The organism is Saccharopolyspora tripterygii (assembly GCF_054778355.1).
Window position 1 is genome coordinate 203048 of record NZ_BAAGZP010000001.1, and the last position, 17376, is coordinate 220423.

The 17376-nt window shown below is 70.4% G+C and carries 11 protein-coding genes; 9 read left to right on the plus strand and 2 right to left on the minus strand.

The window, feature by feature from the left end; all coding sequences use genetic code 11:
- Positions 1-58: 58 nt before the first annotated feature.
- The 4 genes from ACYVF3_RS01120 to ACYVF3_RS01135 all read left to right on the plus strand — a co-directional run bounded on the left by ACYVF3_RS01120 (position 59) and on the right by ACYVF3_RS01135 (position 6522).
- A complete protein-coding gene (locus ACYVF3_RS01120) occupies positions 59-1660 on the plus strand; it encodes a sugar ABC transporter ATP-binding protein (RefSeq protein WP_461152414.1) in 1602 nt (533 codons plus the stop codon).
- Entirely contained in the window at positions 1657-2697 is a 1041-nt protein-coding gene (locus tag ACYVF3_RS01125) for an ABC transporter permease (protein ID WP_461152415.1), read from the plus strand. Before ACYVF3_RS01120 ends, ACYVF3_RS01125 begins: the two co-directional genes overlap by 4 nt.
- A 24-nt stretch (positions 2698-2721) precedes the next feature.
- Positions 2722-3729: a substrate-binding domain-containing protein gene (locus ACYVF3_RS01130; RefSeq protein ID WP_461152416.1), complete on the plus strand. Its 1008-nt coding sequence runs from the start codon at positions 2722-2724 to the stop codon at positions 3727-3729.
- A 438-nt stretch (positions 3730-4167) separates the two neighbouring features.
- Positions 4168-6522 (plus strand): glycoside hydrolase family 172 protein, encoded by a 2355-nt coding sequence (locus ACYVF3_RS01135; RefSeq protein ID WP_461152417.1) that lies wholly within the window; start codon positions 4168-4170, stop codon positions 6520-6522.
- Between the two features lie 86 nt (positions 6523-6608).
- Here the strand turns inward: ACYVF3_RS01135 and ACYVF3_RS01140 are convergent, their stop codons facing one another.
- Positions 6609-7601 (minus strand): LacI family DNA-binding transcriptional regulator, encoded by a 993-nt coding sequence (locus tag ACYVF3_RS01140; protein ID WP_461152418.1) that lies wholly within the window; start codon positions 7599-7601, stop codon positions 6609-6611.
- Between the two features lie 195 nt (positions 7602-7796).
- On the opposite strand from ACYVF3_RS01140, the gene ACYVF3_RS01145 reads away from it, so the two are divergent.
- The 3 genes from ACYVF3_RS01145 to ACYVF3_RS01155 all read left to right on the plus strand — a co-directional run bounded on the left by ACYVF3_RS01145 (position 7797) and on the right by ACYVF3_RS01155 (position 11747).
- Positions 7797-9221, plus strand: a complete 1425-nt coding sequence (locus ACYVF3_RS01145; protein ID WP_461152419.1) for an L-fucose/L-arabinose isomerase family protein — start codon at positions 7797-7799, stop codon at positions 9219-9221.
- Entirely contained in the window at positions 9218-10750 is a 1533-nt protein-coding gene (locus ACYVF3_RS01150) for an FGGY-family carbohydrate kinase (protein ID WP_461152420.1), read from the plus strand. Before ACYVF3_RS01145 ends, ACYVF3_RS01150 begins: the two co-directional genes overlap by 4 nt.
- 73 nt (positions 10751-10823) lie before the next feature.
- A complete protein-coding gene (locus ACYVF3_RS01155; protein ID WP_461152421.1) occupies positions 10824-11747 on the plus strand; it encodes an alpha/beta hydrolase fold domain-containing protein in 924 nt (307 codons plus the stop codon).
- A 291-nt stretch (positions 11748-12038) separates the two neighbouring features.
- Here ACYVF3_RS01155 and ACYVF3_RS01160 read toward each other — a convergent pair whose 3' ends face one another.
- Positions 12039-12911, minus strand: coding sequence for a DNA recombination protein RmuC (locus ACYVF3_RS01160; protein ID WP_461152616.1), 873 nt, complete (start codon positions 12909-12911; stop codon positions 12039-12041).
- Positions 12912-13227: 316 nt separating this feature from the next.
- Between ACYVF3_RS01160 and ACYVF3_RS01165 the strand changes: the two genes are divergently transcribed.
- Entirely contained in the window at positions 13228-14409 is a 1182-nt protein-coding gene (locus ACYVF3_RS01165) for an exonuclease SbcCD subunit D (RefSeq protein WP_461152422.1), read from the plus strand.
- Positions 14406-17360, plus strand: a complete 2955-nt coding sequence (locus tag ACYVF3_RS01170) for an AAA family ATPase (protein ID WP_461152423.1) — start codon at positions 14406-14408, stop codon at positions 17358-17360. The genes ACYVF3_RS01165 and ACYVF3_RS01170 overlap by 4 nt, the downstream gene beginning before the upstream one ends.
- Positions 17361-17376 lie beyond the last annotated feature (16 nt).

Sequence of the window (17376 nt, forward strand, 5' to 3'; positions counted from 1 at the left end):
ATCTTAGCGTCCGAGCAATCGTTTTCTCGCCTGCGGGAGTGACGAGACGGGGGTCGGAATGGACACGGCGCCACCGCTGGTCGAGCTGGCCGGCATCACCAAGCGCTACGGCGGTGTGCTCGCCTGCGACGCGGTTGACCTCACTGTTCGCGGCGGCGAGGTGCACGCACTGCTGGGCGAGAACGGGGCGGGCAAGAGCACTCTGATGAAGGTGCTCTCGGGCGACGTCAGCGACCACACAGGTCAGATCACCATCGAGGGTCACCCGATCCAGTTCTCGAAACCCGCGGACGCGCAACACGCCGGTATCGCCATGATCCACCAGGAACTCGACCTGGTGCCCGGTCTGAGCGTCGCCGAGAACCTCCACCTGGGACGCGAACCGCGCACCCGGCTGGGCATCGTGGACCGACGCGCGATGTCCGAGCGGACCCGGGAGCTGCTGCGCCGCACCGGGATCGACCTCGACCCGAACCGCCCGGTCGGCGAACTGCGGGTCGGTGAGCAGCAGCTGGTCACCATCGCCCGCGCGCTGTCGCTGGACGCGAAGGTGCTGATCATGGACGAGCCGACCTCGGCACTGTCCACAGCGGAGGTCGAGCGGCTCTTCGGCGTCATCGGCGAGCTGCGCCGCAACGGCACCGGCATCGTCTACATCTCGCACCGGATGGACGAGATCGGCCAGGTCGCCGACCGCGCCACGGTGCTGCGCAACGGCCGCAAGGTCGCCGAGTTCGACGCGCAGGAGATGACCGCCGAGGAGGCCGCCGAAGCGATGGTGGGCCGCACGGTCCAGACCCGCTTCCAGTCCCGCACCGTCGACGTCGGCGAAGAGCTGCTGCGCGTCAAGGGTTTCGCGGTCCGGCCCAGGCGCACGCGAGTCGGCAGGCGGGAGCCCGACGGCATCGACCTGACCGTGCGCCGCGGCGAGATCGTCGGCCTGTGCGGACTGCTAGGTGCCGGTCGGACAGAACTGCTGGAGTCGCTCTACGGCGCGGGCCCGTCCGGGACCTGGGAAGGCGAGGTCACGCTCGACGGGCAACCGGTGCGGCCGGCCGGGCCCCGTCGCGCGCTGCGCTCGGGCATCGCCTTCGTGCCGGAGGACCGGCGCAGCTCCGGGCTGGTCCTCGGGCACTCGATCACGGCCAACACCGTGCTCTCGACGCTCGACCGGCTCGGCGTCGCCGGAATGGTGCGCCGCAAGTCCGAACTCGGGGCGACCCAGCGCAGCGTCGAGCAGCTCAAGGTCAAGCTCGGCCGCATCTCCGACCCGGTGGGCACCCTGTCCGGTGGTAACCAGCAGAAGGTCGTCTTCGGGCGCATGCTGCGCACCGAACCCAGGTTGCTGCTGCTCGACGACCCGACGCGCGGCGTGGACATCGGCGCGAAGGCCGAGATCTACCAGTTGCTCTCGGACATCGCCGGTCGCGGCATCGGAGTGCTGCTCGCCTCCTCGGAACTCCCCGAGCTGGTGGGGGTCTGCCACCGGGTGGTGGTGCTGCGCGCCGGGCGCAGCGTCGCCGAGTTCGACACCGCTCACGCGGGCGAGGCCGATCTGCTGGCCGCCGCGATGGGCGATCGGGCCGGTGGCGATCGCAACGGGAACCCACCGGGGCCGGCCGTCGGCACCGGGCAGAGCACTGGGGGAGGTGCGAATTGAGCAATCAGACGGAGCAGCGGCCCGCACCGGGTGACCTGCCGGAGACGGGTTCCAAGCGGACCGACACCGTCGAGACCCTGTTCAAGTTCCAGAGCTTCTTCGGACTCGTCGCGGTGTTCATCGCGGCGGTGATCTTCTCGCCCCGCAACGACGGCGAGATCCTGTTCCTGAGCAGCGAGAACCTGTTCAACATCGTGCGCGCGGTCTCGGAGATCGGGATCATCGCGATCGGGCTGACCTTCGTGATCCTCATCGGCGGCATCGACCTGTCGGTCGGGTCGGTGCTGGGTCTGGCGGCGGTCGGCTCGGCCGTGCTCATGGTCAACAGCGGTTACGGCGTGTGGGCCACGGTGGCCGTGGTGCTGCTGGCCGGAATCGTCTTCGGGTTCCTGCAGGGCGCGGCGGTGGCGCTGCTGGGGGTGCAGGCGTTCATCGTCACCCTCGCCGGGCTGCAGATCGCGCGCGGGCTGGCGCGCATGTGGTCCGGCGGTGAGACCGTCCAGATCTCCTACGGCGAGGGGCCGGGCCAGGCCCCGATGCTGTTCTCGCTGCTGGGTGAGCGGACCTTCGGCGGTGTGGTGCCGATCCCGGCGCTGATTTTCGCCGCCGTGGCCGTGATCGCGATCCTGTTCCTGCGCTCCAGCGCCTACTCCCGGCACCTGTACGCGATCGGCGGCAACGAGAAGGCGGCTCGGCTGTCCGGCGTGCCCGTGAACCGGGTCAAGATCATCGCTTTCGTCATCGCGGGCTTCTGCGCCGCGCTGGCCGGCATCGTGCACGCTGGTCAGCTCAACGCGGGCAGCCCCAACGACGGAACCGCCTACGAGCTCGACGGAATCGCCGCGGTGGTCGTCGGCGGCACCAGCCTGGCCGGTGGCCGGGGCTCGGTGATCGGCACCATCGCCGGTGCTCTGCTGCTCGGCATCCTCAACAACATCCTGAGCCTGAACAGCGTCAACACCGATCTGCAACTGCTGATCAAGGGTCTGGTGATCGTCGCTGCGGCGGCGCTGCAGCGCCTGCGCCCCACGGCCTGAGGCAGATCCACCGAAGGGAGCACGATGCGCAAGACAACGAAGTCCTTGGTCGCAATCACGTGCGCCGCGGTCGCGTTCGGCGCCGCCGGTTGCGGGACGACCAGCGAGAACACCGGGCAGGTCCAGGCCCAGGATCCGACGAAGGGCTGCGAGGGGCCCAACGGCAAGTACACGATCGGGATGAGCCAGGCGAACCTGGCCGAGCCCTACCGGGTGCGGATGGACGACGACATCCGCAAGGCCGCGGAGAAGGTCCCCCAATTCGAGGAAGTGCAGTTCTCCGACGCGGCCAAGGACAACTCCAAGCAGGTCACCGACGTCGAGAACTTCATGACCAAGCAGGTCGACCTGCTGATGATCTCGCCGAACGAGGCGGCGCCGCTGACCGACGTGGTGCGCAAGGCCTACAACCAGGGCATCCCGGTCGTGGTGCTGGACCGCAAGGTCGACGGTGAGGCGTTCACGACCTACATCGGCGCGGACAACGTCGCCATCGGCAAGCAGGCGGGTGAGTTCTTCAAGAACACGCTGCTGCCGCAGGGCGGGAAGATCGTCCAGATCAAGGGCCTGTCCGGCTCGACCCCCGCCGCTGAGCGGGAAGAGGGCTTCAAGCAGGGCATCGCCGGATCGAAGATCGAGGTCGTGGCCACCGCCGACGGCGAGTGGGAGCGCTCGGTCGGGCAGCAGAAGATGGACGCGCTGCTCAAGGCCAACCCGGACATCCAGGCCGTGTACTCGCAGAACGACCCGATGGCCGAAGGCGCCTGGCTCGCAGCGCAAGCCGCCAACCGCAAGGACCTGAAGTTCGTCGGCATCGACGGGTTGCCGATCCCGTCCGGCGGCATCAAGGCGGTCGAGGAAGGGCGCCTGCAGGCCACGAACCTCTACCCGACGGGTGGCGCGGAGGCCGTGGAGGCGGCCAAGAAGCTGCTGGTCGATTGCCAGCAGGTGCCCAAGACCCAGACCTTGCCCACGGAATTGATCACGAAGGACAACGCGGTCGAGGTCTACGACCGACTCAACCAAGGCTAGTCCCGCCGGCGCGGGCCTTTCTGGGCAGCAGGAGCAATCCTGAGGAAAGGTCCGCTCCGAGCCGCTCCAATCCCGCCGCAGCGCTCGTTTCGAGTGCTGCGGTTTTTGCTGCCCGGACAATCCCGCGGAGCTTGATCGGTACGCCGAATTCCACTGTGCGGCAACTAAAAACACCTGGTTGGCGGCTGTCGTAAGTACGACACACCAGAGACCATCTTATTGAGTGAATTCGCGTATCGATGACTATTCAGTGCCCGTTTTTTGGTTGCCGTCCGGGAGGCCATTTCTTACGCTGCGCTTGATCGCGCTTTGAGATCTTGCCGGGTCCGCGTCGGTTGGAAACCACTTCGTTAGAGCGCATCACGATTCACCGGAACCGGAATCAGCGGCAGAACTGTTTGCTGTGGACAGGTCTGTCCGCAGGGGAGGGCGAGCACGATGACAGAACGCTCCGCACCGTCGCGCAGCGACGCCCGCCGGCGATCACGCCGGCTCGCTGCTTACCTGGGTGTCTTCTCGCTCGCCGCTGCTGCGGTGGTCGCCGACGCCGGGTTCGCGACCGTCCGGGCCCACGCCCAGCAACCGGCACCGCCCAGCAAGGGCCAGGTCGGTTGGGACGCCTACCGAGATCTCGACGAGATGCCGCGGTTGCGCGGCGACGAGCAGTCCCTGCAGTTCTCCAGCTACGACCGCTCCGGCGGCAACGACGACGGCTTCGAAGGAACCTATTCCTGCCTGCGCGAATCCGCGCAGGGATGCGTGATCGCCGAGCACACCGGACCCGGTGAGATCTCCGGCCTGTGGAGCACCCGCGAGCCGATGGGCGACGTGACGGCCACCGGCAACCTCGTCGTCGAGCTCGACGGGCGGGTCGTCCTCGACGCCCCGTTCATCGACGTCGTCAGCGGCAAGGTCGGAGCGCCGTTCGAGTGGCCGCTGGTGGGCAACGCCGACGACGCCGCGGGCGGAGTCGTCAGCAAGGTGCCGATGCCCTTCCGCGAATCGATGCGCGTGACGGTGACCAACAACCCGGACTTCTACCACGTCAACTACCGGACCTTCCCGGACGCGGAAGGCGTGGAGACCTTCGACCCGTCGGACCCGGCGACCGACGTGCTGGAGAAGCTGCGCGGTTTCGGCGTCGCGGACCCGAAGGGCTCCACCGCCGGCACCCCGGTGCGCAGCGATTTCGGTCTCCTGCCCGGTGCGTCGCACACGGTCGCCGAGGTGTCGGGACCTGCGCGGATCAACCAGCTGCGGGTGCGCTTGCCGCAGGTGGAGGCGGCACCGCAGGTCGTCGACGACGGAATGGCCTTCGGTCCGGGCGGCGGCAGCCGGTTCCGGATGCGGGTGGCTCCCGACAACGAGGGCGTCCGCCTGATCCGCAGGTTCGACCCGCAGGTCGCCGACCAGGTCGCGAGCGTCAGCGTCAACGGCGCACCGGTGGGCGAGTGGCGCAGCGGTCCGGCCGCCCCAGGACAGTGGGGCGTGCAGGCGATCGACGTGCCCGCGGAGGTCACCGCCGGGCGGTCCTCGATGGACGTGGACAACCGGTTCGTCTCGTCCTCGCTGGACGTCAACGAGTTCCGCTACGACGTGCAGAGCAAGGTCAACGGCGAGTGGGTGCGCACCGACGTGCTCGACCTCGGCCCCGGGCACCCGGGTGAGGAGGGCGCGCACGGCTACCAGATCGACAACCCGGTCTTCGAGCGCTCGCAGCTGTTCGGCCGGTACACGACCCCGCCGGAGGTGGTCGCGGCGTCGGACGCGGTGCTGGAGTCCGCGCGGCTGCGCATCACCTTCGACGGCAAGACCACGGTGGACGCGCCCATCGGCGAGTTCTTCGGCACCGGTCTGGGCGAGCACGACGTGCGGACCATGATGAGCTCGGTCGATCCCGGCCTCGACGGCTGGTACACCGCGTGGTGGCCGATGCCGTTCGACGAGAGCGCCAAGGTCGAGATCGTCAACGCCGGAGGCATCCCGATCGAGGGCGCCACCGCCGAGGTCGTCACCGGGCCCGGCGGGCTCGACGAGGGCAGCGGTCACTTCCACGCCACGCACAAGCGCGGCAACACCGTCCCCGGCCAGGACTGGAACTTCCTGGACGAGGGCGGAGCGGGCACGTTCTACGGGGTCACCCACACCATGCGCGGCCAGATCCCGCTCGACGAGAGCAAGGCCAGCGTCCTGCCGCACTCCACTCCGCTCGCGGCGTCCAACCCGCGCAACTACCTGGAGGGCGACGAGCGGTTCTACGTCGACGGCGCGCAGGAACCGGCGTGGCACGGCACCGGCAGCGAGGACTTCTACGAGTCGGGCTGGTACTTCCGGTTCGGCACGACGTTCTCGATGCCGCTGGCGGGCAACCCCGGTCACGAGGTGAACCAGGACGGGTGCCAGTTCGACTGCACCGGCGCCTACCGGCTCATGGTCGGGGACGCGGTGTCCTTCCGGAACGGGCTGGTCGCGGGCATCGAGCACGGCCCCGCCAACGACGAGCCGGGCGACTACAGCTCCACGGCCTACTGGTACGGGGCTCCGGCGGGTCGCAGCCTCCCGGCGGGTCCACCGCCACCGGAGGTCCCGCCGTCGCTGCCGGCGGCGCCACCGGCTCCGGGACAGCCGCCGTCCCAGCCTGCACCGACCGATCCGCAGGTGCCGGGCCAGCAACCGGCTCCGTCCGAACCCGCTCCGTCCGAACCGGCTCCGGGTGAGCCCGCTCCACCGGAGTCCACACCGGAGCAGCCCCCGACCAGCGAGGAGCACGGCCTCCTACCGGGCTTGAACTGATCACCCCTGGGAACGCGGCAGTTTTGGTCCGAACCGTCCATGATCGATGTCCGTTTTGCCCGGACAGTTCGGACCAAAACTGCCCGTCAGCGGGCCGAGCTGCCGCGCACCACCAGGTGCGCGGACAACGTCGTGGTGGAGGTCTCCTCCCGAGCGCCACCGATCCGGTCGAGCAGCAACCGCGCCGCGAGCGCACCGATGTCGTAGGCGGGCTGCGCGACGACCGACAGCGGCGGATCGAGCAGCGTGGTCCAGGGAGCGTCGTCGAAGGCCACGACGCCGACGTCCCGGCCGGGCTTGAGGTTCAGCGCGGCTAACGCCTCCAGCACGCCGACGGCCATCGCGCTGTTGCCCACCAGCAGCGCTTCCGGCGGAGCGTCCTGGGTGAGCAGGGCGTGCGCCGCCCGCTGTGCGCCATCGGCCTTGAACCTCGATCGCCGCACCAGGGCGGTGGAACTGGGCAGCTTCGCCGCGCGCAGCCCATCGCGATACCCGGCAAGCCGGTCGTCCGCGGTGGGCACACCGCTGGGGCCGGTGAGACATCCGATGCGTCCGTAGCCCTGCCCGGCTAGGTGGAGCGTCGCGTGCTTGGCGGCCAGCCGGTTGTCCACCAGCACCGTGTCGCTCGCGCTCTCCGGCAGCGGCCGGTCCACCGCCACCACCGGCGTCCTGTGGCGGGCGAGCAGTTCCGCGGTGTCGGGGTTGCCGGTGGGGGAGAGCAGCACCCCGGCCACGCGCTCCTGCAGGGCGACGTCGACGTACTCGCGCTCCTTGGCGGGGGTGTCGTCGGAGTTGCACAGGACGAGCGAGTAGCCGGCCTCGTGCGCCACGTCCTCGACGCCGCGGGCGATCGCCGTGAAGAACGGGTTCTCCACGTCGGAGATGATCAGGGCCAGCACTGCGGTTTCCTGTTTCCGCAGGTTGCGGGCCGGTCCGTTGGGCCGGTACCCGAGTTCTTCGGCCGCGGCGAGCACGCGTGCCGCCAGGTCCGGGTCCACCGTCGCCTTGCCGTTGAGGGCGCGGGAGACGGTCGCGGTGGACACGCCCGCGCGGCTCGCCACGTCGTTGATGGTCGCCACGACTTCCTCCCTCGCCGCTGGCCGAGTGACGGTGAGCCACCCGCCTTGACAGGCCGTATCACGCAAGAATAGCGTCCGAGAAAACGATTGCTCGCGTCGGTTCGCAAGGTTTTCCCAGTGATTCGGCCGGGCGTCCGCGCACCGCGCCGGTTCTGCAGCAGTCAACGCCGTCTGTGAAGCGAACTTGGAGGAACTGTGGCTCGCATCGGTGTCGTCAGCATCTCGGACGGGCGTGGTCACGTGCACGCCCGCAACGCGGGATTCATCCAGTCCAAACAGGACGCTCTGGTGGCCTCGCTCCGCGCTGCCGGGCACGAGGTCGTCGTCGGCACCGATCTGGTCGCCACCAACTCCTCGGCCGTGTCGGTGGCCCGCGAGGTCGCGGCCGCCGACGTGGACGTCACCGTCTTCTACTACGCGGTCTGGTCGTTCCCGCACTTCACGATGCTCGCCGCGGACGCCACCCGCAGCCCGCTCGTGCTGGTGGCCAGCACCGATCCCACCGAGCCCGGCCTGGTCGGCATGCTCGCCGCAGGTGGCGCGCTGGACCAGATCGGCCGCAAGCACACCCGCGCCTGGGGCGCTCCGGACGACGCCGAGCTGGCCGCCAAGATCGGCGTCCACGCGCAGGCGTCGGCGGCGGTCAGCTCGCTGCACGGCTCCACGTTCGGCCGCTTCGGCGGACGCCCGATGGGCATGAACACGGCCGTGGCCAACACCGACCAGTGGATGCGCAAGTTCGGCGTCGACGTCGAGGAGATCGACCAGTACGAGCTGGTGCTGCGCGCCGAGCAGGCCGACGGCGCCGAGGCGAAGAAGGCCCGCGAGTGGATCGAGCAGTACGCGGCCGGTGTGCACTACGACGGTGACAAGCTCACGCCGGAGCTGCTGGAGCGGCAGATCCGCTCCTACATGGCGATCCGCGACATCATCGACGAGCGCAACCTCGACTTCTCCGGGATCAAGGCGCAGCCCGAGCTGACCGAGAACTTCGCGACGATGGACGTCACCGAGGCGTTCCTCAACGACCCCTACGACTGGAACGGTCCCAAGCAGCCGCACGTGTGCGCGACCGAGGCCGACATGGACGGCGCGCTGACGATGCAGCTGTTCAAGGCGATCTCGGGCACCCCGGTGCTGTTCGCCGACGTCCGGCACTACCACGCCGACCGCGACATCTGGGACCTGTGCAACTCCGGCCAGCACGCCACCTGGTACGCCGCGCGCAGCGATGACCCGGCCGAGAACCTGTCGAAGGTCAACTTCTTCCCGGAGGTGTTCTTCTTCCCCGCCGGCGGCGCTTCGGTGCAGCACATCGCGGCACCGGGCGAGATGACGCTCGGCCGGTTGACCAGGGAGGACGGCGAGTACCGCCTGCAGCTGATGCTGGGCGAGTTCGAGAACTACGACGAGGCGACGAACAAGGCGCTCGTCGACCAGTCCACGCCGGAGTGGCCGCACGCGTTCGCGCGGCTGGACGCGCCGGGCGAGGTGTTCCTGTCGAAGTTCGGGGCGAACCACATCCACGCCGTGCCCGGTGATCACCGCGCCGCGCTGCGGGCGGTGGCCGAGCAGCTGGACATCCGCCTCGACGAGTGGAGCCGGGGGTCAGGGTCGTGAGTGCTGGAGCCGGTGCGGACCGGCTTCAGCACTCACGCGCGGTCCTGCTCGGCATCGACATCGGCACCTCCAGCTCGAAGGGGGTGCTGGTCGATGCCACGGGCAAGATCGTCGCGCGGGCCAGCCGACCGCACGAGACCTCGCACCCGCACCCGGGTTGGGTGGAGCACGACGCGGAATCGGTCTGGTGGGCCGATTTCCTGGAGCTGACCAGGGAACTGCTGCCCGCCGCCGAGGGCTACGAGCTCGCCGGGCTCGGCGTGAGCGGCATCGGCCCGGTCCTGCTGCCCGCCGACGGGAGCGGGAAACCGCTCCGGCCCGCGATCCTCTACGGCGTCGACACCCGCGCGACCGAGGAGATCGACGAGCTCACCGAGGAACTCGGTGCCGAGGAGATCCTGCGGCGAGGCGGTTCGGCGCTGTCCAGCCAGGCCGTCGGGCCGAAGATCAGGTGGCTGGCCAAGAACGAACCGGAGGTCTACCGGCGCACCGAGATGCTGCTGATGTGCAGCTCGTACCTGGTGCACCGGCTGACCGGGCGGTACGTGCTCGACCACCACTCGGCGAGCCAGTGCGATCCGATCTACGACCTGCGGGCCCGCGACTGGTCCTCGGAGTGGGCCGAGCGGGTCGCGCCGGGTCTCCCGCTGCCGGACCTGGCCTGGCCGACCGAGGTCGTCGGTCGCGTCGGAGCCGAGGCGGCGGCGGAAACCGGTCTGCCGGAAGGCCTTCCGGTCACGGCGGGCACGGTGGACGCGTGGGCCGAGGCGACCAGCGTCGGCGTGCGCGCTCCCGGCGACGTGATGCTGATGTACGGGACGACGATGTTCTTCGTCGAGGTCCTCGACGAGGTCACGCCGCACCCGGTGCTGTGGGGCACGGCCGGGGCCTTCCCGGACACCTACACGCTGGCCGCGGGCATGGCGACCTCGGGCGCGGTCACCGCGTGGCTGCGCGAGCTCGTCGACGGCGACTTCGCCGAGCTCATCGCGGAAGCCGGTGACGTGCCGGCCGGTTCGCGCGGGCTCCTGCTGCTCCCGTACTTCGCGGGGGAGCGCACGCCGATCTCCGATCCGTCGGCCCGCGGCGTGTTCGCCGGGCTGACCTTGGAGCACGGTCGTGCCGAGCTGTACCGGGCTGCGCTGGAGGGCATCTCCTTCGGCGTCCGGCACAACCTGGAGGCGATGGGTCAGGCCGGTGGTTCCGCGCGCAGGCTGGTCGCGGTCGGCGGCGGGACGCAGGGCGGGCTGTGGACGCAGATCGTCTCGGACATCACCGGCAAGGAGCAGCAGATCCCGGCGGAGACGGTCGGTGCCGCCTACGGCAACGCCCTGCTGGCCGGGGTGGGCACCGGTGTCGCGCAGGATCCGGACGACTGGAACCCGATCGTGGACGTCGTCCGGCCGAACACCGAGAACACCGAGCGCTACGACGACTACTACCGGCACTACCGCGACCTGTACGAGTCGACGACCCGCATCGCGCACTTCCTGGCCGCTGAGCAGCACGCGGCCGACGAACGGAACTGATTCACCGGTCCCGCTCCCACGACCTTGTTAAGCTCACGCTTTCGGGTGACGTACGAGGTCGTGGGAGGTCGCGGTGGCACGGCGTGTTCTCGCGGCCGGGTTCGCCCTGCTCGCGGTGGTGGCCGCGGGCTGCTCCCGTTCCGAAGCCGACGTCGCCCCCGCCGCCGAACCCCGGGACCTGGGGGCGCAGCAGGTCTTCCGGCACCAGGTCTACGCCCAGCGGGCGACCGGTGCGCTCCGCCTGGACCTGTACCTGCCGCAGCGCCGTGCCGCCGAGACACCGCTGGTCGTCTACGTGCACGGCGGTGGCTGGGACGCGGGAGTGCGCAGCCTCGACGCCGATCCGACCGCACCGGAAGCCCAGGCGGCGCAACGACTGCTGGAACGCGGCTACGCCGTGGCCACCGTGGACTACCGGTTGACCGGGGTCGCGCAGTCGCCCGCGCAGTTCGTCGACGTCGCCGATTCGGTGCGCTGGTTGCAGCAGAACTCCGCGCGCTGGGGCCTGGATTCCGACCGGGTCGGGCTCTGGGGCGCTTCGGCGGGCGGGCACCTGGTCGCGCAGCTCGGCGCGGTCGCCGGTGATCCGGCCAAGCCCGGTGGTGGACTCACCGGGATCCGCGCGGTCGTCGACTGGTTCGGGCCCAGCGACCTCAGCGCCGAGGCCCAGCACGAACATCCGCAGCTGCAGGACTACGCGCGCCGCGCGGTCACCGGGTTGCTCGGCTGCATGCCGGTCGACTGCCCCGACGTAGCGGACGCGGCGAGCCCCGCGCGCAACGTCTCGGGTGACGAACCGCCGTTCCTGATCCAGCAGGGCACCGCGGACTCGCTGGTCCCGCTGGACCAGAGCCTCGACTTCGCCGCGCAACTGCGCAGTCTCGGCGTGACGGCGCAGATGCACCCGTACCAGGGCCTCGACCACGGCTTCGGGAAGGGCCCGCAGACCACCCTCATCGTCGACGCCCTAGACGCCTTCATCCGCACCCACGTCTGACCCCGGTGCCCCTGGTCGCCTCGGGACCCCGGCTGCTGTGCGGCGCGGGGAGTCATGGCCCAGTTTTAGTCCAAACTGAGCGGACATTTCGGGCGCGAAGCGTCCTCGGTTTGGACTAAAACTGGGAGATGCCCAGGTGGGCCCTCGCGACCGTGCTGGGGGTCGGGATGGTGGCGGCGGCCCACGTGGCAGTTTTGGTCCGAATTGACCGGGCGAATCGGACATTGATCATGGACGGTTCGGACCAAAACTGCCCGACGCCGGGCAACGCGGTGCTGAGGTGCGGGGAACTCAGTTATGGGTGGGGTCCGCCCCGTTGAGGGAAGCGTCGTCTTCCCTGCGGACCTCGGAGATGTCGCCCGATCCCGCCGTCTCGGCTAGGGGCTGGACGGAGTTCCGGAAGGTCTCCAGGGCGTCGAGCTCGCGGCGCCGGGCCGAGACGAAGCGCTGCAGGTGCGTGCTGGAGAGGTTGACCGCGTCGACCGCGTTGGTCGCCGCGCGCTGCGAGCGAACCGCCTGGCTGCGGACCTGCTCGATGTCCTCGGCGAGGGTGCGCTCGGTCGAGGCGAACATCGCCGCCGACGCCAGAACCGCGAAACCCGTTGGGCCGCACAGGAACACCCGTTTGCTCAGCAGCCACGAGAGCAGCTGGGGGTCGGTGTCCAGGGCCGCGACCACGGCTGCATCGGAGGGCACGAACATGATCGAGCCGTAGATCGCGTCGGCCCAGCGCTGGTAGCCCTTGCTCGCCAGCTCCGTCGCGCGGGAGCGGATGTTGCGCACGTGAACCCGCAGCGCGTCGGCGCGCTCCTCGGCGTTGTCGGTCTCCATCGCTTCGGCCCACACCGCGAGGCTGGCCTTGGAGTCCACCGGAACCTGCCGGCCGCCGCCGACCTCCAGCACCATGTCCGGACGTGCCGCGCCGCCCCCGGCCAGGTCGGTCTGCAGCGTGAAGTGGATGCCTTCCCGCAGGCCCAGCGACCGCGCGGTCTCCACCAGCACCTGCTCGCCCAGCTCACCGCGCCCGGTGATGGAGGCGAACGCGACCTCGTAGCGCCGCAGCGCGGCCTGCTGCGCGGTGCTGCGGGCCCGTTCGGCCTCCACCATCCGCAGCGCCTCGTCGGCTCGGCGCGCGCTGTCGCCGTACAGCCGCCAGAGCAGCATCAGCGCTGCCGCGACCAGCAGGATCAGCACGACGACGAACCCGGCCAGAACCCCAGTCCCCACACGACCTCCTCGCACAAAGCTGCCCGCATCATCCAGCACACCCCCGACAACGCCTTCCGAGGGCGGTCCCAAATTCCTAGGTATTTGAGGCTCACCCGGGTGACGTTCAAATACTTAAGAAATTGGCAACCACCCACTCGGACAGGTGAGGGTGGTTGCGGGTGGTGAGTGGGAGGGCACGGTGGGGTGCGACACGCCGAGGTGGCCTGGGGGGCCGAGCGGCGTTGATCGGGACGCCGCTAGCTTGGTGGTCATGCGGGTACTGCACACCTCGGACTGGCACGTGGGGCGGACGTTCCACGGCCGTGACCTGCTCGGAGATCAAGAAGCCGTGCTGAGCGGGCTCGCCGACCTGGTCACCGAGGAGCAGGTCGACGTCGTGGTCGTCGCCGGTGATCTCTACGACCGCGCGGTGCCCTCCGGCGAGGCGGTGCAGGTGTGCGTGCGCGTGCTCGCCCGGATTCGCGAGGCGGGCGCGCAGCTGGTCATCACCTCCGGCAACCACGACTCCGCACCGCGCGTCGGCGCGTTCGCCGAGTTCGCAGCCGCGGGCGGCCTGCACCTGCGCACCCGCATCGACCGGCTGCACGAGCCGGTGCTGATCGACGACGAGCACGGCGCGGTCGCCTTCTACGGCATCCCCTACCTGGAGCCGGATCCCGCGAAGCACTCCCTGAAAGCCAGTGCCGACGTGCCGGGATCGAGTGGCGATATCGAAAGCCGTGGCCACGCGGTCGTTCTCACCGAGGCGATGAACCGCATTCGCGCCGATTTCGCCGACCGTCCACAAGGGACTCGTTCGGTGGTGCTCGCGCACGCCTTCGTCACCGGCGGTGAGAGCAGCGAGTCCGAGCGCACCATCGCAGTCGGGGGAGTCGAGCAGGTGCCGGGCTCGGTCTTCGACGGCGCCGACTACGTCGCGTTGGGCCACTTGCACGGTCAGCAGACGCTCGCCGAGCACGTGCGCTACTCGGGCAGCCCGCTCGCCTACTCGTTCTCCGAGGCCCGGCAGCGCAAATCGGTGTGGCTGGTCGACCTCGGAGCCGACGGGCTCGCCGAGGTGCGACGCCGCGAACTGCCCGTGCCGCGCCGGCTGACCACCATCGAGGGCGAGCTCGACGATCTGCTGGAGGACCCCGAGCACGCCGACGCCGAGGACTGCTACGTCTCGGCGACGCTGACCGACGAGGTCCGGCCGCTGGAGGCCATGCGCCGCCTGCAGGAACGCTTCCCGCACGCGGTGCACCTCGAATGGCGGCCGGCGACCGGGAAGGCCACCGCACCGCTGCGCTACGCCGAGATCGTCCGCGGTCGCGACGACAACTCGCTCGCAGCCCGGTTCGTCGAGGACTGCCGGGGTGCCGAACCCACCGATTCCGAGCGCGCCCTGCTCGACGAGGCGCTGCACGCGGTCACCGCGGAGGGGCAGGAATGAGGCTGCACAGCCTGGAAGTCACCGCTTTCGGCCCGTACCGCGACCACCAGGTCGTGGACTTCGACGCACTCGGGACCGACGGGTTGTTCCTGCTGCACGGCGATACCGGCGCGGGCAAGACCACGTTGCTCGACGCCATCGCTTTCGCGCTCTACGGCGCGGTTCCCGGCGCACGCAACGACGCCAAGCGGCTGCGCTGCGACACCGCGGACGACGAGGTCAACACGAGCGTCGTGCTGGAGCTGACGATCCAGGGCCAGCGGTTGCGGCTGGAGCGCAGCCCCGAGTACCAGCGGCCCAAGAAGCGCGGCGAGGGCTTCACCACCCAGCAGGCCAAGGCGTCGCTGACCTGGGTCGGAGGCGCGCCCACGGCGCAGCCGCCGGAGGGCCTGACCCGGATCGACGAGGTCGGCCGCACGGTGCAGCGGTTGCTGGGCATGAGCGTCGAGCAGTTCTTCCAGGTCGTGATGCTGCCGCAGGGCGAGTTCGCGAAGTTCCTTCGCGCCGACACCGGGGAGCGGGAGAAGCTGCTGGAGCGGCTGTTCGGCACGGAGCGGTTCGGCGAGGTCGAGAGCTGGTTCGTCGAGCGCCGCCGCGAGCGCCGCCGGTCACTGGAAGCCCAGTCGCAGCAGGTCCACGAGCTCAACGCCCGCATCTCGCAGGTGTCCGGTGTCGAGCAGACCTCCGAGGTGGGCGACGAGAACTGGCTGGAGGACATCGAGAAGCAGGCGCTGCGTGATCTGGAGAGCACGCGCGTCGAGCACACCCGGCTGCGCAGGGAACGCGACCAGGCGCTGAAGGCGCGGGATGAGAGCTACGCGCTCGCGGAGAAGGTCCGCCGGGTCCGCCAGGCCAACGCGACGCTCGCGGAGATCGACGGCAAGCGCGTCGAGCACGATCAGTGGCGAGCCGAACGCGCTGCGGCTTCGCGGGCCGTGCCGGTGATCTCGGCCCGTCGTGCGGCCGACCGCGCCGAGCAGGACCGGGACCGGGCGCAAGCTGAGGTCACCACTTGGGCGTCCCGCTGCGAGGTCGATCCTGCGGCTCCGCTGGACGAGCTGCGCACGCGCGCGGGAGCCGAGCGCGAGCAGGCCGGCGCGCTGGCGCAGCTGATTCCCGAGTCTCAGCAGCAGGAATCGGACCAGCGCTCGCTCGCCGAGCTCGCCGAGAAGACCGCGGCCGACGAGGAGCGGGAGACCGAGCTCGTCGCGCAGCGAGACGGGCTGCCGGAGCGGATCGCCGAGGCCCGGAAGCGAGTCGAGGAGGCCAAGCACGCCGAACTGCGCCTGGACACCGTGCGCACCCGGGGCACCGAGGTCGCCGCGCTGCAGACCACGGCGCGCGAGATCCCCGGTGCGCAGCGGGAGCTGGAGTCGGCCAAGAACCGCGCGCAGCAGGCCGTCGACGCCCACCAGCGAGCCCGGGATCGGTTGCAGGAACTGCGATCCCGCCGCCTGGCCGGCATGGCCGCCGAGCTCGCCGCCCGGCTCACCGACGGCGATCCGTGCCCGGTCTGCGGTTCGGCCGAACACCCGTCGCCGGGACAGCCCGTCGACGACCAGGTGCGCGCCGAGGACGAGGAAGCCGCGCAGCAGGCCGAGCAGCGCGCTCAGGCCGAGCGGGAACGCCTCACCACCTCCGCGCAGCAGGCCGAGCAGCAGGTGGCGAACCTGCGCGAACGTCTCGGCGAGCACGACGAGTCGGAGCTGACCGAAGAGCTGGAGCAGCTGCGCGCCGAGCAGAACCGGCTGAGCGAGACCGCCGCCGGCCTCGCCGCTCGCGAAGCGGAGCTCGGCAAGCTGGAGTCGGCGACCGACGAGCTCGCCGAGCAGATCTCCGCGCTGCGCAGCAGGATCGCCGCGTCCAGGAGCCAGAGTGCGGCGCTGGCCAAGGCGATCGAGGAGCGGGAAGCGCGATTGCGGGACGGGAGAGGCGATTTCGACACGATCGCCGACCGCCGTGCGCACCTGCTCGACGTCGCCGACAAGGTGGAACGGCTCATCGCCGCCAGAACGGCGCGTGACGACGCCGAACAGCGGCTCACCGAGTCCCGGTCCGCGCTGGCCGAAGCCGCCACCGCAGCGGATTTCGCGAACGTCGACGAGGCGCTCGCGGCCGAGCGGGACGAGCAGCGCATCGCCGAGCTGGACGAGTCGCTGGCCGAGGTCGACCGCCGCGCCGCCGGTGCGCGCGAAGCGCTCGCCAGCGCCGACCTGTTCGGCGTGGACCCGGAGACCGACGCCGGGTGGGAGCGGGCGTCCGAGGCCGCGACCACCGCGGGCGAAGCCGCCGAGCGCGCGGCCGCGCTGGCGCACCGCTCGGAGCAGCGGCACGCCGAGCTCGCGGACCTGGGCGAGCGGCTGCGCGCTTCGTGGGCGCAGCTGGGCCCGGCGATGGCCGAGCACGCCGAGCTGGAGGCCCTGGCCGACGTGGTCAACGGGCGAGGTCAGAACGCGCGCAAGATGTCGCTGCGCGCCTACGTCCTGGCCGCTCGGTTGGAGGAGGTCGCGGTCGCGGCCACCCGCCGCCTGCAGCGGATGAGCGACGGGCGCTACTCGTTCGTGCACACCGACGCGGCCGGTGCCAGGGGCACCCGAGGGGGCCTCGGCCTGGACGTGCTCGACGACTACTCGGGCAAGGTCCGCCCGGCCAAGACACTGTCCGGCGGCGAGTCGTTCCTGGCCTCGCTGTCGCTGGCGCTGGGCCTGGCCGACGTCGTCGCCGCCGAGACCGGGGGCGCGCTGCTGGACACGCTGTTCATCGACGAGGGCTTCGGCACGCTCGACGCCGACACGCTCGACCTGGTCATGGACACCCTCGACGAGCTGCGCGCGGGTGGCCGGGTCGTGGGCCTGGTCTCGCACGTGGAGGAGATGCGCCAGCGCATCGCCGTCCGGCTCCGAGTCCGCAAGTCCCGGCAGGGATCCACTCTCGAACTCTCGACCTCCTAGGTCTCCGTCGGAGTGC